The sequence below is a fragment of the Vibrio diabolicus genome, from assembly GCF_011801455.1.
Taxonomy (GTDB): domain Bacteria; phylum Pseudomonadota; class Gammaproteobacteria; order Enterobacterales; family Vibrionaceae; genus Vibrio; species Vibrio diabolicus.
In genome coordinates, this window is the sequence record NZ_CP042451.1 from 148,199 (window position 1) to 166,264 (window position 18,066).

General features: G+C 47.4%; 10 protein-coding genes, 4 rRNA genes and 1 riboswitch. Of the genes, 11 read left to right on the forward strand and 3 right to left on the reverse strand.

The genetic code is table 11. The annotated features are described in order from the left end of the window. Window positions 1-196: 196 nt before the first annotated feature. Together FR741_RS00755 and dinF are read left to right on the forward strand one after the other, a co-directional pair. Complete coding sequence (locus FR741_RS00755) at window positions 197-991, forward strand: class I SAM-dependent methyltransferase (RefSeq protein WP_005393777.1); 795 nt, start codon at window positions 197-199, stop codon at window positions 989-991. Window positions 992-1,046: 55 nt separating this feature from the next. Further along, window positions 1,047-2,396 carry an MATE family efflux transporter DinF gene (dinF, locus tag FR741_RS00760; protein ID WP_167426146.1) on the forward strand — a complete coding sequence of 450 codons (1,350 nt, stop codon included), beginning with the start codon at window positions 1,047-1,049 and terminating at the stop codon, window positions 2,394-2,396. A gap of 57 nt (window positions 2,397-2,453) precedes the next feature. Here dinF and sthA read toward each other — a convergent pair whose 3' ends face one another. Next, the gene (sthA, locus tag FR741_RS00765; RefSeq protein ID WP_167426147.1) at window positions 2,454-3,884 is read right to left on the reverse strand and encodes a Si-specific NAD(P)(+) transhydrogenase; all 1,431 of its coding nucleotides are present in this window, start codon (window positions 3,882-3,884) and stop codon (window positions 2,454-2,456) included. 263 nt (window positions 3,885-4,147) lie between these two features. Between sthA and fabR the strand changes: the two genes are divergently transcribed. Both fabR and FR741_RS00775 read left to right on the forward strand, forming a co-directional pair. After that, a complete protein-coding gene (gene fabR, locus FR741_RS00770; protein ID WP_005378632.1) occupies window positions 4,148-4,789 on the forward strand; it encodes an HTH-type transcriptional repressor FabR in 642 nt (213 codons plus the stop codon). Then, entirely contained in the window at window positions 4,789-5,154 is a 366-nt protein-coding gene (locus tag FR741_RS00775) for a YijD family membrane protein (RefSeq protein WP_005378634.1), read from the forward strand. The genes fabR and FR741_RS00775 overlap by 1 nt, the downstream gene beginning before the upstream one ends. 67 nt (window positions 5,155-5,221) lie before the next feature. Here the strand turns inward: FR741_RS00775 and trmA are convergent, their stop codons facing one another. Continuing rightward, entirely contained in the window at window positions 5,222-6,331 is a 1,110-nt protein-coding gene (trmA, locus tag FR741_RS00780; protein WP_053304467.1) for a tRNA (uridine(54)-C5)-methyltransferase TrmA, read from the reverse strand. Between the two features lie 186 nt (window positions 6,332-6,517). Then, a riboswitch (cobalamin riboswitch) is annotated at window positions 6,518-6,714 on the forward strand. Between the two features lie 56 nt (window positions 6,715-6,770). On the opposite strand from trmA, the gene btuB reads away from it, so the two are divergent. Genes btuB through murI form a run of 3 tightly spaced genes read left to right on the forward strand, consistent with a single transcriptional unit; the run spans window position 6,771 to window position 10,193 of the window. Continuing rightward, window positions 6,771-8,606, forward strand: coding sequence for a TonB-dependent vitamin B12 receptor (gene btuB, locus FR741_RS00785; protein WP_167426148.1), 1,836 nt, complete (start codon window positions 6,771-6,773; stop codon window positions 8,604-8,606). Between the two features lie 59 nt (window positions 8,607-8,665). Next, window positions 8,666-9,349, forward strand: a complete 684-nt coding sequence (locus FR741_RS00790) for a Dph6-related ATP pyrophosphatase (RefSeq protein WP_005393709.1) — start codon at window positions 8,666-8,668, stop codon at window positions 9,347-9,349. 40 nt (window positions 9,350-9,389) lie between these two features. After that, the gene (gene murI, locus FR741_RS00795; RefSeq protein ID WP_109170351.1) at window positions 9,390-10,193 is read left to right on the forward strand and encodes a glutamate racemase; all 804 of its coding nucleotides are present in this window, start codon (window positions 9,390-9,392) and stop codon (window positions 10,191-10,193) included. Here murI and FR741_RS00800 read toward each other — a convergent pair. After that, window positions 10,156-10,611 carry an RNA-binding protein gene (locus FR741_RS00800; RefSeq protein WP_031780357.1) on the reverse strand — a complete coding sequence of 152 codons (456 nt, stop codon included), beginning with the start codon at window positions 10,609-10,611 and terminating at the stop codon, window positions 10,156-10,158. The two genes, murI and FR741_RS00800, sit on opposite strands and share 38 nt — an antisense overlap. A 554-nt stretch (window positions 10,612-11,165) precedes the next feature. Here FR741_RS00800 and FR741_RS00805 point away from each other — a divergent pair. From FR741_RS00805 to FR741_RS00820, 4 genes are all read left to right on the forward strand, one after another. After that, window positions 11,166-12,718, forward strand: a 16S ribosomal RNA gene (locus tag FR741_RS00805). Window positions 12,719-12,996: 278 nt separating this feature from the next. Beyond that, a 23S ribosomal RNA gene (locus FR741_RS00810) occupies window positions 12,997-15,886 on the forward strand. Window positions 15,887-16,050: 164 nt separating this feature from the next. Beyond that, window positions 16,051-16,167, forward strand: a 5S ribosomal RNA gene (gene rrf, locus FR741_RS00815). Between the two features lie 329 nt (window positions 16,168-16,496). Then, window positions 16,497-18,049 (forward strand): 16S ribosomal RNA (locus tag FR741_RS00820). Together the 16S, 23S and 5S rRNA genes form the textbook arrangement of a ribosomal RNA operon. Window positions 18,050-18,066: the final 17 nt, after the last annotated feature.

Consider the following 18,066-nt stretch of genomic DNA (forward strand, 5'->3'; position numbering starts at 1 on the left):
TGTTTAAGCAGCCCAGTTCATCTGGGCTGTTTTGTCTTTTCTTTTCTCTTCTTTTCTCTTTTTCTACTTCCTCTAAAAGCTTGCTTATCATCTTGACCTTGTTTGTTTTGAGCAATTTATAAGCTTTATAATGTAATTGATATTCATTATCATCTATTTCAATATCTATGTTTTCTCTCTGGCGCAGGAAATGCCCATGTCTCAGTCTAAACATCAAGTTCCTAACCATTTATTAAAGCCACTGTTATTGCGTAGCCGTGAAAGCATGGTCGACAATGGCTTGGTGTACGATCCGATAGCTGCTAAAGCGTGTTTGAGTTGTAAGATGGCGCCGGATTGTTTGAGTGGTGATATTGCGCAGAAGCAATTGCTGCACGTGACGCTGACTCAGCTTTGTGACCAGCAGGTTAGTCATTTCTTACAGCAGTATCCCGATGCTTGGATAATCAATGTCGGAGCTGGGCTAGATACCCGCTTTTATCGTTTGGATAATGGGCGCTGCCATTGGATAGAGCTGGACGTGACGGAAAATTTGGTATGGCGTCAGCGCTTGTTCCACAAAAATGAACGTTATGAACATCGCTGTGGCAGTGTGGATGAAATGTCGTGGCTAGAGACGTTAGCCATTCCAGAGCAAGCACCAGTACTCATTTTATGTGAAATGGCACTGCTCGATTGCACAGAGCGCCAAGTCGCGAAATTTATTCAAACCTTGGGTCGACATTTTGTCTCTGCTGAACTGTGTATGGTGTTGGCAGGAGATTTAACGGAAACCAAATGGGGACAAAAGCTTGGCTCTGATCGTTATGCTCATGGCTTTGAAGCGCCTGCAGAACAGATATTGCAATGGTTACCATGGGCACAGTGGGTGAAAGCTTTTTCGCCATTCGATCGATTCTGTTCTCGTTGGAAAGCTTGGCAGCGTTGGCTTAATAAGATTCCAATGTTGAAGCATCGCCTCACGCCAGTCCTCGTTCACATCAAGTGGTAATTGGCTAGTCGTTAAGCGCTCAGGTACACTCGTCGATCTTACTGATGAGGTGCCTGTGACAAATTCAATCTTCTCTCCTTTATCTAACCCAAAAGTTCATCGCCAAGTCTTAGCTTTAGCGATACCTATGGTGCTGTCGAATATTACTGTTCCATTGCTCGGTTTGGTCGATGCTGCGGTGATTGGTCATCTAGACCACGCTTGGTATTTGGGCGGTGTTGCGTTGGGCAGCACCATGATTAGCGTGACGTTTTGGCTGCTTGGTTTTTTGCGTATGTCGACTACTGGGTTGGCGGCGCAGTCCTATGGCGGTGAAGACCGAAAGCAACTTGCCTTGGTGTTTATGCAAGGCTCACTCATGGCGCTACTGTTTGCGTTAGTCTTTCTTATTGCCCATAACCCGATTGCTGATTTGATCTTTGGTTGGAGTGACGCCAGTGCTGAAGTGAAGCACTACGGCATGCAATATTTCTCTATCCGTGTGTGGAGTGCCCCCGCTGCGCTAATGAACTTTGTGTTGTTGGGGTGGCTGCTCGGGACGCAAAATTCCAAAGCCCCAATGTGGATGGTGATCATCACCAACGTGACTAATATTGCCCTCGACTTGTTGTTTGTGATGGGTTTGGGGTGGAAAGTAGAAGGCGCTGCGCTGGCATCGGTGATTGCTGACTACTCAGGCATGGGTTTTGGTCTCATGTGTGTCTGGAAAACTTGGCGAGAGAGGCAATTACCATCACCTCAAAAGTTGCTAGCCAGCACTCAACACGGGTTAGGGCGCTTCGTGAAATTGAATCGCGATATTTTCTTACGCTCTTTGTGTCTGCAAGCGGCTTTTAGCTTTATGACGTTCCAAGGCGCAAGCTTTGGTGATGAGGTTGTCGCTGCAAATGCGGTTCTGATGAGTTTTCTGATGATTATCTCGTATGGCATGGATGGCTTTGCTTATGCAATAGAGGCCATGGTAGGGAAGGCGGTTGGTGCCAAAGATAGGCAACAATTGAGTGCATCGCTTGTCGGCACTTTCTTTTGGAGTTTGGTTATTTGCTTAGGACTGACCGCGCTCTTTGGTTTGGCGGGATCGGAGTTGATCGCCATGATCACTTCAATTGAGGCTGTACAACAGCAAGCAGCGGTGTATCTACCTTGGCTGGTGGTGATGCCATTGGCGTCGATGTGGTGCTTTCTATTGGATGGCATTTTTGTCGGTGCAACCAAAGGCAAAGACATGCGCAATAGTATGTTTGTCGCGACCAGCAGTTTCTTCGTTGTCTTTTACTTGTTCGCCGAGTGGGAAAATCACGCTCTGTGGTTTGCAATGACGAGCTTTATGTTGATGCGGGGTATTGGCTTAGGGGTTATCTTTCTCTGCCAATGGCGTAAGGATACCTTCTTCGCACAATGTTGATATAAAAACAGCAGGTCCAAGCCTGCTGTTTTTATATCTGCTATCAAGAAGCATAGATTAGAACAAGCGGTTCAAACCATTCAACGCAGCGACACGATACGCTTCGGCCATTGTTGGATAGTTGAAGGTGGTATTGACGAAATACTCGATGGTATTCGCTGAGCCTTTTTGCTCCATAATGGCTTGACCTATGTGGATAATTTCCGCGGCACGTTCGCCAAAACAGTGAATCCCTAAAATTTCTTTGGTTTCACGATGGAACAATATCTTCAAGCTACCGATGTCTTTCCCTGCGATCTGTGCACGAGCTAGATGCTTGAACGAAGAGCGTCCTACTTCATACGGTACTTTCGCAGCTGTTAGCTCTTGCTCGGTTTTACCCACAGAGCTAATCTCTGGGATGGTGTAGATACCTGTTGGAATATCATCAATCAGATAGTTTTCTGCCTGACCTTTCGTAATGGCTTGTGCGACAAATCGCCCTTGGTCATAAGCGGCGCTTGCAAGGCTAGGGTAACCGATGACATCGCCTACAGCGTAAATGTGCTCAATATCGGTTTGGTAGTTACGGTTTACTTTTAGTTGTCCGCGAGAATCCGCTTCCAGACTCACTGCACCCAAATTCAACTTATCGGTGTTACCTGTTCGACCATTCGCATACAACAAACAGTCCGCCTTCATCTTCTTGCCAGATTGTAGGTGAATAATCACGCCATCTTCTGTGCCTTCGATTTTTTCATAGGTCTCATCATTACGAATTACCACACCGCTGTTCCAGAAGTGGTAAGACAGCGCATCTGACACTTCGTTATCCAAAAACTCCAACAAGCGGTCTCGGGTATTGATAAGGTCGGTTTTCACTCCAAGTCCGCGGAAGATAGAAGCGTATTCACAACCGATAACGCCTGCACCGTAAATGATGATATGGCGAGGGTCGTGTTTCAGGCTCAAAATGGAATCACTGTCGTAGATGCGCTCATGCAAGAAATCAACGTCGTTAGGCTGATACGGACGAGAACCAGTCGCGATGACAAACTTATCCGCAGAATAGATTTCTTCTGTACCATCGCTTTGCATCACTGCAATAGAGTAGTTATCGATAAATCGCGCGGTCCCGAACAAAAGTGTGCATGAGTTACGGTCATAAAAGCCCTGACGAAGTCGAGTTTGCTTATCAATGACCGACTTGGCATGACCTAAAATGTCAGAAAATGTTGCATGAACGCTGGTGTTGTTTCGACAAAATAGCGGGTTGCTATTAAATTCGATGATGCGGCTAACGGCATGACGCAGTGCTTTTGATGGAATGGTACCCCAGTGAGTACAACCGCCCCCGACACTGCTTTCTTTCTCGACAATGGCAACATTCAGTCCCGCTTTGGTTAATCCCATTGCAGCCCCTTCTCCGCCAGGGCCACTACCGATTACGATCACGTCATAGTGATTAACATGCGCCATGATGCCTTCCTTGTTATATTTGCTTAACATTGCTTTAGCGCGATTTTAACTCATTTACTCTATTGGTACACGTAATGCCTGTTAGAGAGTGGAAGTGATCACGCAGAATCGAACAAAAGGATGATTTGGTATGTTGTATGTCTATAAATTGCATCGAGAACATTGCAATTAGATGCATGCCAATAGTAACGTTCTCGGCGCTCAGAGCGAGCGAAGCAACATATCTTTCTCCGTAGGAGCAAATTGCGTTATATTGAGGCTCTTGTACCCTACAGAAAAAGAGCAAGTTAAGAATGAAATCGATGGGAATCCGCGCACAGCAAAAAGAGAAGACACGTCGATCATTGATCGATGCGGCATTTAGTCAATTAAGTGCGGATCGCAGCTTTTCCAGCCTTAGCTTGCGAGAAGTCGCCCGAGAGGCAGGGATTGCACCGACTTCTTTTTACCGCCACTTCAAAGATATGGATGAGCTAGGCTTAACTATGGTCGATGAAGGCGGTTTGCTACTACGTCAACTGATGCGTCAGGCGCGTCAACGTATTGTGAAAGAAGGTAGCGTAATTCGTACCTCGGTCGAAACCTTTATGGAATTCATTGAAAGTAGTCCGAACGTCTTTCGTTTGTTGTTGCGTGAGCGCTCCGGCACTTCTGCTGAATTTCGTACTGCAGTTGCTCGAGAAATCCAGCATTTTGCGGCAGAATTAACCGAGTATTTAATGAGCACCGGCGTGACCAGAGAAGAGGCGTATACTCAAGCAGAAGCGTCTGTGACTTTGGTTTTCAGTTCGGGGGCTGAAGCTTTAGATTTAGATCGACGTGAGCGCGATGAACTCGCCGAGCGATTGATCATGCAATTGCGAATGATAGCCAAAGGGGCCTATTGGTATCGCAAAGAACGTGAACGTAACCGATTAAAAGGCGGGATAGAATAATGTCGAATGGAAATAAATCTGAAAAGAAAACGCTGATTTTGGCACTGGTTGCAGGTATGTGTGGTGATGCTTTGTTGTCATGGTTGACCATGAGTGAAGTATCGTTTTCAATCTTCCCATTGATTGCACTCGTACTGGCTGTACAAGCTCTTTACCAAGAGTACCTAAATAATCCGGTATCAGAAGATATCCCATTAGTTGGCTTGGCGTGTTTCTTCGTAGGTGCGTTTGGCCACTCTGCGTTTATTAAAGCGCAATACCCAGAAGCAGGCTCAAACTTCTTTGCGATCATGGTTTCAATGATCTTACTCGCATGGATTGGTAAGAAGTTAGGTTTTGTCAGCAAGAAGACTTCTGCGGAATAAGCAAAACGAATCAAATACAAAAAAAGCGAGCCATTGAGCTCGCTTTTTTTGTATTTGACGCCGTGGGTTACACTTTGCGTTCCAATAGCACGCCCGCTTCCATATGGTGGGTATAAGGGAATTGGTCAAACAGAGCAAAACGCGTCACGTTGTGTGTTTCGCATAGAATGTCCAAGTTCTCTTTTAGAGTCTCAGGGTTACAAGAGATGTACATGATGCGCTCGTAACCTTGCACCATTTTACAAGTATCGACATCCATCCCAGCACGTGGTGGGTCGACAAAAATCGTGTTGCAGTTGTAGCTCTTCAGATCCACACCTGCATCTTGTAGACGACGGAATTCACGCTTACCTTCGATCGCTTGAGTAAATTCCTCTGCTGATAGACGTAAGATTTGTACGTTATCAATCTTATTGGCGGCGATGTTGTACTGTGCAGATACCACAGATGGCTTCGCTAGCTCAGTTGCTAGGACGCGGTCGAAATTCTGTGCCAAGGCCAGCGAGAAGTTACCGTTACCACAGTAAAGTTCTAGTAGGTCGCCCGTGCTTTCTTGGGTGCAGTCGACCGCCCATTCCAGCATCTTCTCTGCGACTTTGCCGTTCGGCTGAGTGAAGCTGTTCTCAACTTGTTGGTAGATGTAGCTCTGACCATTTACATCGAGCTTCTCGATCACGTAGTCGCGGTCTAGGACAATCTTCATCTTACGAGCACGACCAATGATGTTTAGGTTGAAGCCTTCATCATTTAAGCGCTGTTTAAGGGCTTTCGCGTTTTCAATCCACTCTTCATCAAGTTGGCGATGGTAAAGGAGTGAAACCAGAATCTCACCACTTAGCGTCGATAGGAAATCCACCTGGAACAGTTTACGACGTAGCGAGTCGTTGTCTTTCATCGCTTCAACCAATAGCGGCATCAGGTCGTTGATCAGACGGCTTGCTGCAGGGAATTGGTCAACTCGGTATTTCTCACGAGTTTCTTGGTTGAACATGATGTAGTAAAGATCTTCGCCTTCATGCCAAACACGGAACTCAGCACGCATGCGGTAGTGCTGCTCTGGTGATTCAAACACTTCCAGTTCTGGCATGTTGTATGGCGCGAACATATCCGTGAGACGTTCGACTTTTTCAGCCAGTTGTTCTTGGTAGCGTTGTGGGTTTACATCAAGAGTAGCCATGATCTTACCTTTTATGGTGCATTCAATTTAAGAGCGCAGATTTTATTCAATCTCAATAGGATGTCCAGTTTTGTACTGGAATTGATTTAAAGATAGTGCGTACAGGCAGAGTAGAAAGCAAAATCAATCAAAACGTTACAACTTCTAAGGACAATATTGGCTGGACAAATAATCAATAGCTGAATAATATTTGCCTCAAGTTGGTGCTATCTAGCAATCTAGATGGCTGAAATGGGAATCTGGTGTGAATCCAAACTGACGCGCAGCGGTAAAAGAGAACGAACGCTCATCAGACACTGCATTAGTTTATGTGGGAAGTCGAGCAAGTAGGCGGTACACCCGTGCTCTTGAGTCCGAATACCTGCCAACAACTGAGCCACAGCACTGGACTGTCATGACGACAGGGCTCGGAAGGAATTACGCGATTTAGGACAATACAATGAGAAAATCCGCACTGGCGATCACTTTGGCATCGCTGCTTTCACCTGTCTCTTATCTACAGGCCCAAGAAACCTCCACTGACGAAACCATCGTTGTTACTGCAAACCGTTTTGAGCAAGCCGAAAGCCGTACGTTGGCAGATGTCGAAGTGGTTACTCGACAAGACATTGATCGCATTCAAGCGAAAACCCTACCAGATGTGTTGCGCCGTCTTACGGGTATTCAAGTTTCACAAAATGGTGGTCGTGGTCAGTTAGCGTCTTTATTTGTTCGTGGTACCAGTTCCGACCAAGTTCTAGTACTGGTTGATGGCGTACGTTTTGCGCGTGCAGCTAAGGGCGCTGTGGACTTTAACCAAATCCCACTGACTTACGTTCAACGGATTGAGTACGTGCGTGGTGCGCGTGCGTCACTTTATGGTTCAGAAGCGATTGGTGGCGTGATCAACATCATCACCATTGCACGTGCTGACGAAGAAGAAACGAAGTTAAGCGCAGGTTTAGGTAGCTTAGATTACCAAGAATTGAGTGTGGCATCTGGCATTAAAGTCACAGAGAGCGGCCAGCTGAATATCGCGCTTGGTAGTGAAAGTGATGATGGTTATAACGTTCGTCCTGTACCGGGAGTTAATGACGGCGATCGCCATGGCTTTGATACAAAGAATGGTCTGCTAGGTTACGTGCATAACTTCAATGACCAGTGGTCTGTATTTGGTAACCTACGTGCTTACGAAAATGTTTATCAATATGACAGCAGCTACGGCAGTCGCGGTTATTACGAAGCAGAAAAAGACGACCTTTCTGCCACTCTGGGCGGTAAGTATCAGTCTGATAATGTGATGTCAGAACTACAAGTAACGGCACAGAAACAGAAGTCTTGGAACTATGAGCAAGCAAAAGGCAAACACTCAGGTACTGAAGATGAACTTGAGCAGCAAAATGTCCAGTGGACCAACAGTTACTTGCTAAACAACAATACGACGTTTGCTGGTGGTATTGATTGGCGCAACGAATCTTATAAAGACAAGAGTGCGAATAAAACGTTTGATCGTACCAATGGCGCTCTGTTTGGTATGGCAACCACTAGTATTGATAAAGCAATGCTTGAGGGCAGTGCTCGCTTGGATGATAACGAAGAATACGGTAGTGAGTTCACTTACAGCTTAGCGGCTGGTTACCAGTTTGTGCCAGAGTTTGGGGTTAAAGCTTCTTTTGGTACTGCGTTTAAGGCTCCAAACCTATATCAACAGTATGACCCAACATACGGTGAGAAAGATCTGAAGCCGGAAGAGTCAGATGCTTGGGAACTAGCATTTAGCGGTGATGTACAAGGCGTTTTTTGGTCCGTCACGGGTTATGACTATAAAATCACGAATCTTATCGATTACCATCCAACCACATACAAATATTTGAATGTCGATGGTGAAACACGTATCCAAGGTGTGGAGCTTGTTGCTGAGTTTGATACAGGGATTGTGCAACACCAGTTGAGTGCAGATTACAAAGATGCTGAAGACGATAAAGGGCATCAGTTGCAGCGCCGCGCTAAAGAAATGTATAAGTGGAACGCTTTAGTTAGCTTCGATAAAGTGGACTGGTCGGTTAGCTATCAGTACGTAGGTAAGCGTCCAGATGTGGATTACAGCACTTGGCCTTCACAAGATATCACGCTTTCTTCTTACTCGTTGGTTGATACGGCTGTGACTTACTATCCGAATGAGTCGACCTCTATTAGCGCTCGTATCGATAATCTATTTGATGAAGAGTATGAGATGGCAAAAGGTTACCCTGCCGCTGAGCGAGCGTACTATCTAAACGTTGGCTACGAATTCTAATCGTGAATGAACACAAACCGCCTTCGGGCGGTTTTTAATATTTTGTGGTGGAAAATCGAATGAAGAAACCCAAGCAAGTGGTGATCAGTTGGTCCAGCGGTAAAGATTCGACATTAACGCTTGAGCGCCTTAACGAGAATCCAAATTATCAAGTTGTCGGTTTGTACACGACTTACGTAGGGAAAGAAGTCCCTTTCCAAGCAACTCCGCTTGAAGTCGTACAAATGCAAGCCGACTTACTTGCGCTTCCGCTCATTACTATCGAGCTACCTGAAGTCTTTCCAAGTAACGACATTTATCAATCGACCATCGTTAATGCATTACAAAGTAGTGGTCTGAATATAGAAGCTGTCGCATTTGGCGATATGTTTTGCAATGGCATTGCCGAGTATCGACGCAGCTATATTGAACCTGCTGGTTGGGAGTGCGTCTTTCCTCTATTAGGGGAGAGCAGCGAAAAGCTAGCGATGGAAATCATAGAGCGTGGTATTCAAACTATGTTGATCACCATCGACGGAAGTGTTCTCCCTCCAGAGTGGTGTGGTAGCTGGTATGACAAAGTCCTAATAGAGTCATTACCAAGTCAAATTGATCCCTGTGGGGAAAATGGTGAATTTCACACATTGGTCACGTCTTCGCCGTCTTTTCAAGGGCATATCGAGCTAACGAAGCGAGATGTAGAATCTGGAGATAGATTCAGCCATCAAAGATACCATGCTAAAGCATTGCCAAAACAAATCTAAGCAGTATGATCGCAACGTTTCTGTTCTTTAGGTAAGGCTCGTGCGAGTAGCAAGTAAGAAAAAAGTCCTAGTTTTTGACTCCGGTGTTGGTGGTCTTTCTGTATTCCAAGAGATACATCGCCTATTGCCGCAGCTTGACTACTTATACTTATTCGATAATCAGGCTTACCCTTATGGTGAACTCGATCAGGCGGTACTCATTTCACGAGTTAACCAACTGGTCTCTTCATTAGTCGAAGAACACCAAGTCGACATTGTTGTCATTGCTTGTAATACGGCAAGCACCATAGTGCTTCCTTCCTTACGTGAAAATCTATCGATTCCCGTTGTTGGTGTTGTCCCTGCGATTAAACCCGCATCGCTTTTGGCATCAAAAGGGGTAGGGCTGATCGCCACTCCGGCGACAGTAACACGCCAATATACTCACGAGTTAATACGAGACTTTGCGCAAGGCAAACCAGTTGAGCTGTTGGGATCAACTCGCTTGGTGGATATGGCCGAAGAGAAGTTGCGAGGCAACAGCGTTTCTCTAGACGAATTGACAAAAATCCTGCTTCCGCTTCGCGATAAAGTAGACGTTGCGGTGCTCGGTTGTACTCACTTCCCTTTAATCAAAGAGGAAATTCATCAAGCTTTGGGTGGGGACGTTACTTTAATTGATTCGGGTGCAGCCATTGCACGTCGAGTAAAAGCATTACTATTAAGTGATGAAATTGAGGATACGGAAGAGGGAAGTAAGTCGATTTATGCCAGTGCAACTCCTTGGCAGGAAGATGCACTGAACATTTGTTTAAAGAAGCTAGGTTTTAATCCTGTTCTGGTTTACCACCATCCGGGTGTTTAGGATCGTTCGCAATTCTCACTTTTAGCGTTCTTTCCATATATTCCTTTTCATTAAGTTTAGCGATAGCTGGCTTGGCATCTGCCGCAGCCATCACGACAAAACCAAACCCTCTTCTTTTTCCAGTGCGCTTATCTTTCATTAAGCGTACTGCATAGACCTGTCCATATTCAGCAAACAAATCGCGAACGTGACTCTCATTGGCCTTATAAGGAAGGTTGCCGACATACAGAGTTTTAGTCGATGGATCCGAGTCCGTTGATTGAATAGAAGGTGTCTGGCTAGAAAATGAAAATAAAAAAGCAGTAGCGATAACACCAATGAGAAAACTCAAGGCTGGTGGGATGGTGACTTGAGAGAAGACGATTCCCCCAACGACGGCCAGCCCAGCACATAAAATCAGATTTTTTTTAGACGTCATTTTAATTACTACACATAGTGATAAAGAGATCGATTGTCCATTAACAGAATAGACACATGAATCTTACGTATATGGTTGGTGTTTTTCCAACCAATTGCTGTGATATGTCTCAAATGTGACGAAGAAATATGCAAATATCACGCTTTTGGCTAACTAATGACCTGTTGAAAGTTTTTTTGCAAAAAACGCTTGTACTAATTTCTCAACTCCCTATACTGCGCATCCACCGACACGGAGTGAGACGAAAGTCACACAGCGAGTCGGAAGTGAGAGAAAAAGAAATTTGAAAAAATGCTTGACTCTCTCACGGTGCGGAGTAAGATACGCACCCCTAACGACGAGCAACTAAGTTGCTGGATAAGTTAGAAAAGCTCTTTAAAAATATAAACCTATCAATCTGTGTGGGCACTCGTTGATGATAATCCAATTAGAAACTTCGGTTTCAAATTAGGTTTCAATGAAACGAAGTGACCATTGAATCTTCGGATTCAGCACAGTCAATTCAAACATTACTTTATGTAATGTTCAGTATTCATTGAGCCGAACAAAATCTTAAATTGAAGAGTTTGATCATGGCTCAGATTGAACGCTGGCGGCAGGCCTAACACATGCAAGTCGAGCGGAAACGAGTTATCTGAACCTTCGGGGAACGATAACGGCGTCGAGCGGCGGACGGGTGAGTAATGCCTAGGAAATTGCCCTGATGTGGGGGATAACCATTGGAAACGATGGCTAATACCGCATGATGCCTACGGGCCAAAGAGGGGGACCTTCGGGCCTCTCGCGTCAGGATATGCCTAGGTGGGATTAGCTAGTTGGTGAGGTAAGGGCTCACCAAGGCGACGATCCCTAGCTGGTCTGAGAGGATGATCAGCCACACTGGAACTGAGACACGGTCCAGACTCCTACGGGAGGCAGCAGTGGGGAATATTGCACAATGGGCGCAAGCCTGATGCAGCCATGCCGCGTGTGTGAAGAAGGCCTTCGGGTTGTAAAGCACTTTCAGTCGTGAGGAAGGCGGCGTCGTTAATAGCGGCGTTGTTTGACGTTAGCGACAGAAGAAGCACCGGCTAACTCCGTGCCAGCAGCCGCGGTAATACGGAGGGTGCGAGCGTTAATCGGAATTACTGGGCGTAAAGCGCATGCAGGTGGTTTGTTAAGTCAGATGTGAAAGCCCGGGGCTCAACCTCGGAATAGCATTTGAAACTGGCAGACTAGAGTACTGTAGAGGGGGGTAGAATTTCAGGTGTAGCGGTGAAATGCGTAGAGATCTGAAGGAATACCGGTGGCGAAGGCGGCCCCCTGGACAGATACTGACACTCAGATGCGAAAGCGTGGGGAGCAAACAGGATTAGATACCCTGGTAGTCCACGCCGTAAACGATGTCTACTTGGAGGTTGTGGCCTTGAGCCGTGGCTTTCGGAGCTAACGCGTTAAGTAGACCGCCTGGGGAGTACGGTCGCAAGATTAAAACTCAAATGAATTGACGGGGGCCCGCACAAGCGGTGGAGCATGTGGTTTAATTCGATGCAACGCGAAGAACCTTACCTACTCTTGACATCCAGAGAACTTTCCAGAGATGGATTGGTGCCTTCGGGAACTCTGAGACAGGTGCTGCATGGCTGTCGTCAGCTCGTGTTGTGAAATGTTGGGTTAAGTCCCGCAACGAGCGCAACCCTTATCCTTGTTTGCCAGCGAGTAATGTCGGGAACTCCAGGGAGACTGCCGGTGATAAACCGGAGGAAGGTGGGGACGACGTCAAGTCATCATGGCCCTTACGAGTAGGGCTACACACGTGCTACAATGGTGCATACAGAGGGCAGCCAACTTGCGAGAGTGAGCGAATCCCAAAAAGTGCGTCGTAGTCCGGATTGGAGTCTGCAACTCGACTCCATGAAGTCGGAATCGCTAGTAATCGTGGATCAGAATGCCACGGTGAATACGTTCCCGGGCCTTGTACACACCGCCCGTCACACCATGGGAGTGGGCTGCAAAAGAAGTAGGTAGTTTAACCTTCGGGGGGACGCTTACCACTTTGTGGTTCATGACTGGGGTGAAGTCGTAACAAGGTAGCGCTAGGGGAACCTGGCGCTGGATCACCTCCTTATACGATGATTATTGCGATGAGTGTTCACACAGATTGATAGTTTTTGAAGCGTAAGCTTCGAGCTATTATTGCTCTTTAACAATTTGGAAAGCTGACAAAACAACAATTTATTGTTGTTTGTAAAGTTCTCAAAGTATTCATTTATGAATACAACTAATAACACATTCAAGTGTTCTTGGAATTTGAGTCCGGCAAAATCGAATGTCTCTCGCTCATTCAAATAATGAGAGACAACTTTGGTGATTTGATTATCAACTCGAAACTCCTTCGGGTTGTATGGTTAAGTGACTAAGCGTACACGGTGGATGCCTTGGCAGTCAGAGGCGATGAAGGACGTATTAACTTGCGATAAGCCCAGATTAGGTAGTAAAAACCACTTGAGTCTGGGATTTCCGAATGGGGAAACCCACTTACATAAGTAAGTATCGTTATGTGAATACATAGCATAACGAGGCGAACCGGGGGAACTGAAACATCTAAGTACCCCGAGGAAAAGAAATCAACCGAGATTCCGAAAGTAGCGGCGAGCGAAATTGGACTAGCCCTTAAGCTTTATAGGCGTCAGGTGAACAAGCTGGAAAGCTTGGCGATACAGGGTGATAGCCCCGTAACTGACGACGCATATTCAGTGAAATCGAGTAGGGCGGGACACGTGATATCCTGTCTGAATATGGGGGGACCATCCTCCAAGGCTAAATACTACTGACTGACCGATAGTGAACCAGTACCGTGAGGGAAAGGCGAAAAGAACCCCTGTGAGGGGAGTGAAATAGAACCTGAAACCGTGTACGTACAAGCAGTAGGAGCAGGCTTGTCCTGTGACTGCGTACCTTTTGTATAATGGGTCAGCGACTTATATTCAGTGGCAAGGTTAACCATCTAGGGGAGCCGTAGGGAAACCGAGTCTTAACTGGGCGTTCAGTCTCTGGATATAGACCCGAAACCAGGTGATCTAGCCATGGGCAGGTTGAAGGTTGAGTAACATCAACTGGAGGACCGAACCGACTAATGTTGAAAAATTAGCGGATGACTTGTGGCTAGGGGTGAAAGGCCAATCAAACCTGGAGATAGCTGGTTCTCCCCGAAAGCTATTTAGGTAGCGCCTCGGACGAATACTACTGGGGGTAGAGCACTGTTAAGGCTAGGGGGTCATCCCGACTTACCAACCCTTTGCAAACTCCGAATACCAGTAAGTACTATCCGGGAGACACACGGCGGGTGCTAACGTCCGTCGTGGAGAGGGAAACAACCCAGACCGCCAGCTAAGGTCCCAAATTACTACTAAGTGGGAAACGATGTGGGAAGGCTCAGACAGCCAGGATGTTGGCTTAGAAGCAGCCATCATTTAAAGAAAGCGTAATAGCTCACTGGTCGAGTCGGCCTGCGCGGAAGATGTAACGGGGCTAAGTAGTAAACCGAAGCTGCGGCAATATACTTTTGTATATTGGGTAGGGGAGCGTTCTGTAAGCGGTTGAAGGTGTGTGGTAACGCATGCTGGACGTATCAGAAGTGCGAATGCTGACATGAGTAACGATAAAGGGGGTGAAAAACCTCCTCGCCGGAAGACCAAGGGTTCCTGTCCAACGTTAATCGGGGCAGGGTAAGTCGACCCCTAAGGCGAGGCCGAAAGGCGTAGTCGATGGGAAACGGGTTAATATTCCCGTACTTCTTACAATTGCGATGGGGGGACGGAGAAGGCTAGGTGGGCCTGGCGACGGTTGTCCAGGTTCAAGTGCGTAGGCTGAGAAATTAGGTAAATCCGGTTTCTCTTAAGGCTGAGACACGACGTCGAGCATCTACGGATGTGAAGTCATTGATGCCATGCTTCCAGGAAAAGCCTCTAAGCTTCAGATTGTAAGGAATCGTACCCCAAACCGACACAGGTGGTCGGGTAGAGAATACCAAGGCGCTTGAGAGAACTCGGGTGAAGGAACTAGGCAAAATGGTACCGTAACTTCGGGAGAAGGTACGCTCTCGACGGTGAAGTCCCTCGCGGATGGAGCTATTGAGAGTCGCAGATACCAGGTGGCTGCAACTGTTTATTAAAAACACAGCACTGTGCAAAATCGCAAGATGACGTATACGGTGTGACGCCTGCCCGGTGCCGGAAGGTTAATTGATGGGGTTAGACTTCGGTCGAAGCTCTTGATCGAAGCCCCGGTAAACGGCGGCCGTAACTATAACGGTCCTAAGGTAGCGAAATTCCTTGTCGGGTAAGTTCCGACCTGCACGAATGGCGTAATGATGGCCACGCTGTCTCCACCCGAGACTCAGTGAAATTGAAATCGCTGTGAAGATGCAGTGTACCCGCGGCTAGACGGAAAGACCCCGTGAACCTTTACTACAGCTTGGCACTGAACATTGACCCTACATGTGTAGGATAGGTGGGAGGCTTTGAAGCGCAGTCGCTAGATTGCGTGGAGCCGTCCTTGAAATACCACCCTTGTAGTGTTGATGTTCTAACGTCGACCCCTTATCGGGGTTGCGGACAGTGCCTGGTGGGTAGTTTGACTGGGGCGGTCTCCTCCCAAAGCGTAACGGAGGAGCACGAAGGTGGGCTAATCACGGTTGGACATCGTGAGGTTAGTGCAATGGCATAAGCCCGCTTGACTGCGAGAATGACAATTCGAGCAGGTGCGAAAGCAGGTCATAGTGATCCGGTGGTTCTGAATGGAAGGGCCATCGCTCAACGGATAAAAGGTACTCCGGGGATAACAGGCTGATACCGCCCAAGAGTTCATATCGACGGCGGTGTTTGGCACCTCGATGTCGGCTCATCACATCCTGGGGCTGAAGTCGGTCCCAAGGGTATGGCTGTTCGCCATTTAAAGTGGTACGCGAGCTGGGTTTAGAACGTCGTGAGACAGTTCGGTCCCTATCTGCCGTGGGCGTTGGAGAATTGAAAGGGGCTGCTCCTAGTACGAGAGGACCGGAGTGGACGAACCTCTGGTGTTCGGGTTGTGTCGCCAGACGCATTGCCCGGTAGCTAAGTTCGGGATCGATAACCGCTGAAAGCATCTAAGCGGGAAGCGAGCCTTGAGATGAGTTCTCCCTGATACTTTAAGTATCCTAAAGGGTTGTCGTAGACTACGACGTTGATAGGCAGGGTGTGTAAGCGTTGTGAGGCGTTGAGCTAACCTGTACTAATTGCCCGTGAGGCTTAACCATACAACACCCAAGGGGTTTTGATGGACTCAATGAAAGAACGTTGAATGTGTAAGAACGAGAATTAAGAAACAGCTTTCCGAATTATTCGATTTGCAAGCAAATCTCACCCTAAAGGGCCGCACTAAAGTGCGTTTGAATTTGCGAGCAAATTGATAAAGAATTTGCTTGGCGACCATAGCGTTTTGGACCCACCTGATTTCCATGCCGAACTCAGAAGTGAAACGAAATAGCGCCGATGGTAGTGTGGGGCTTCCCCATGTGAGAGTAGGACATCGCCAGGCTTTATTTTGCACTTGCTTAAGATTTAAGCAAGTCACCATAAAGTTCTAATCTTTTTAGAGTTTTATGTTGACTTTCAAAGTGGAAAGCGTATTATACGCACCTCGCTTAAGTGCTAAGGCACTGAAAGCCAAGCTCTTTAACAATATAGACCTATCAATCTGTGTGGGCACTCGTTGATGATAATCCAATTAGAAATTTCTCTTAATAAAGAGGGGTTTCAAATTAGGTTTCAATGAAACGAAGTGACCATTGAATCGAAAGATTCAGCACAGTCAATTCAAACATTACTTATGTAATGTTCAGTATTCATTGAGCCGAACAAAATCTTAAATTGAAGAGTTTGATCATGGCTCAGATTGAACGCTGGCGGCAGGCCTAACACATGCAAGTCGAGCGGAAACGAGTTATCTGAACCTTCGGGGAACGATAACGGCGTCGAGCGGCGGACGGGTGAGTAATGCCTAGGAAATTGCCCTGATGTGGGGGATAACCATTGGAAACGATGGCTAATACCGCATGATGCCTACGGGCCAAAGAGGGGGACCTTCGGGCCTCTCGCGTCAGGATATGCCTAGGTGGGATTAGCTAGTTGGTGAGGTAAGGGCTCACCAAGGCGACGATCCCTAGCTGGTCTGAGAGGATGATCAGCCACACTGGAACTGAGACACGGTCCAGACTCCTACGGGAGGCAGCAGTGGGGAATATTGCACAATGGGCGCAAGCCTGATGCAGCCATGCCGCGTGTATGAAGAAGGCCTTCGGGTTGTAAAGTACTTTCAGTCGTGAGGAAGGCGGCGTCGTTAATAGCGGCGTTGTTTGACGTTAGCGACAGAAGAAGCACCGGCTAACTCCGTGCCAGCAGCCGCGGTAATACGGAGGGTGCGAGCGTTAATCGGAATTACTGGGCGTAAAGCGCATGCAGGTGGTTTGTTAAGTCAGATGTGAAAGCCCGGGGCTCAACCTCGGAATAGCATTTGAAACTGGCAGACTAGAGTACTGTAGAGGGGGGTAGAATTTCAGGTGTAGCGGTGAAATGCGTAGAGATCTGAAGGAATACCGGTGGCGAAGGCGGCCCCCTGGACAGATACTGACACTCAGATGCGAAAGCGTGGGGAGCAAACAGGATTAGATACCCTGGTAGTCCACGCCGTAAACGATGTCTACTTGGAGGTTGTGGCCTTGAGCCGTGGCTTTCGGAGCTAACGCGTTAAGTAGACCGCCTGGGGAGTACGGTCGCAAGATTAAAACTCAAATGAATTGACGGGGGCCCGCACAAGCGGTGGAGCATGTGGTTTAATTCGATGCAACGCGAAGAACCTTACCTACTCTTGACATCCAGAGAACTTTCCAGAGATGGATTGGTGCCTTCGGGAACTCTGAGACAGGTGCTGCATGGCTGTCGTCAGCTCGTGTTGTGAAATGTTGGGTTAAGTCCCGCAACGAGCGCAACCCTTATCCTTGTTTGCCAGCGAGTAATGTCGGGAACTCCAGGGAGACTGCCGGTGATAAACCGGAGGAAGGTGGGGACGACGTCAAGTCATCATGGCCCTTACGAGTAGGGCTACACACGTGCTACAATGGCGCATACAGAGGGCGGCCAACTTGCGAAAGTGAGCGAATCCCAAAAAGTGCGTCGTAGTCCGGATTGGAGTCTGCAACTCGACTCCATGAAGTCGGAATCGCTAGTAATCGTGGATCAGAATGCCACGGTGAATACGTTCCCGGGCCTTGTACACACCGCCCGTCACACCATGGGAGTGGGCTGCAAAAGAAGTAGGTAGTTTAACCTTCGGGGGGACGCTTACCACTTTGTGGTTCATGACTGGGGTGAAGTCGTAACAAGGTAGCGCTAGGGGAACCTGGCGCTGGATCACCTCCTTATACGATGATTATTGCGA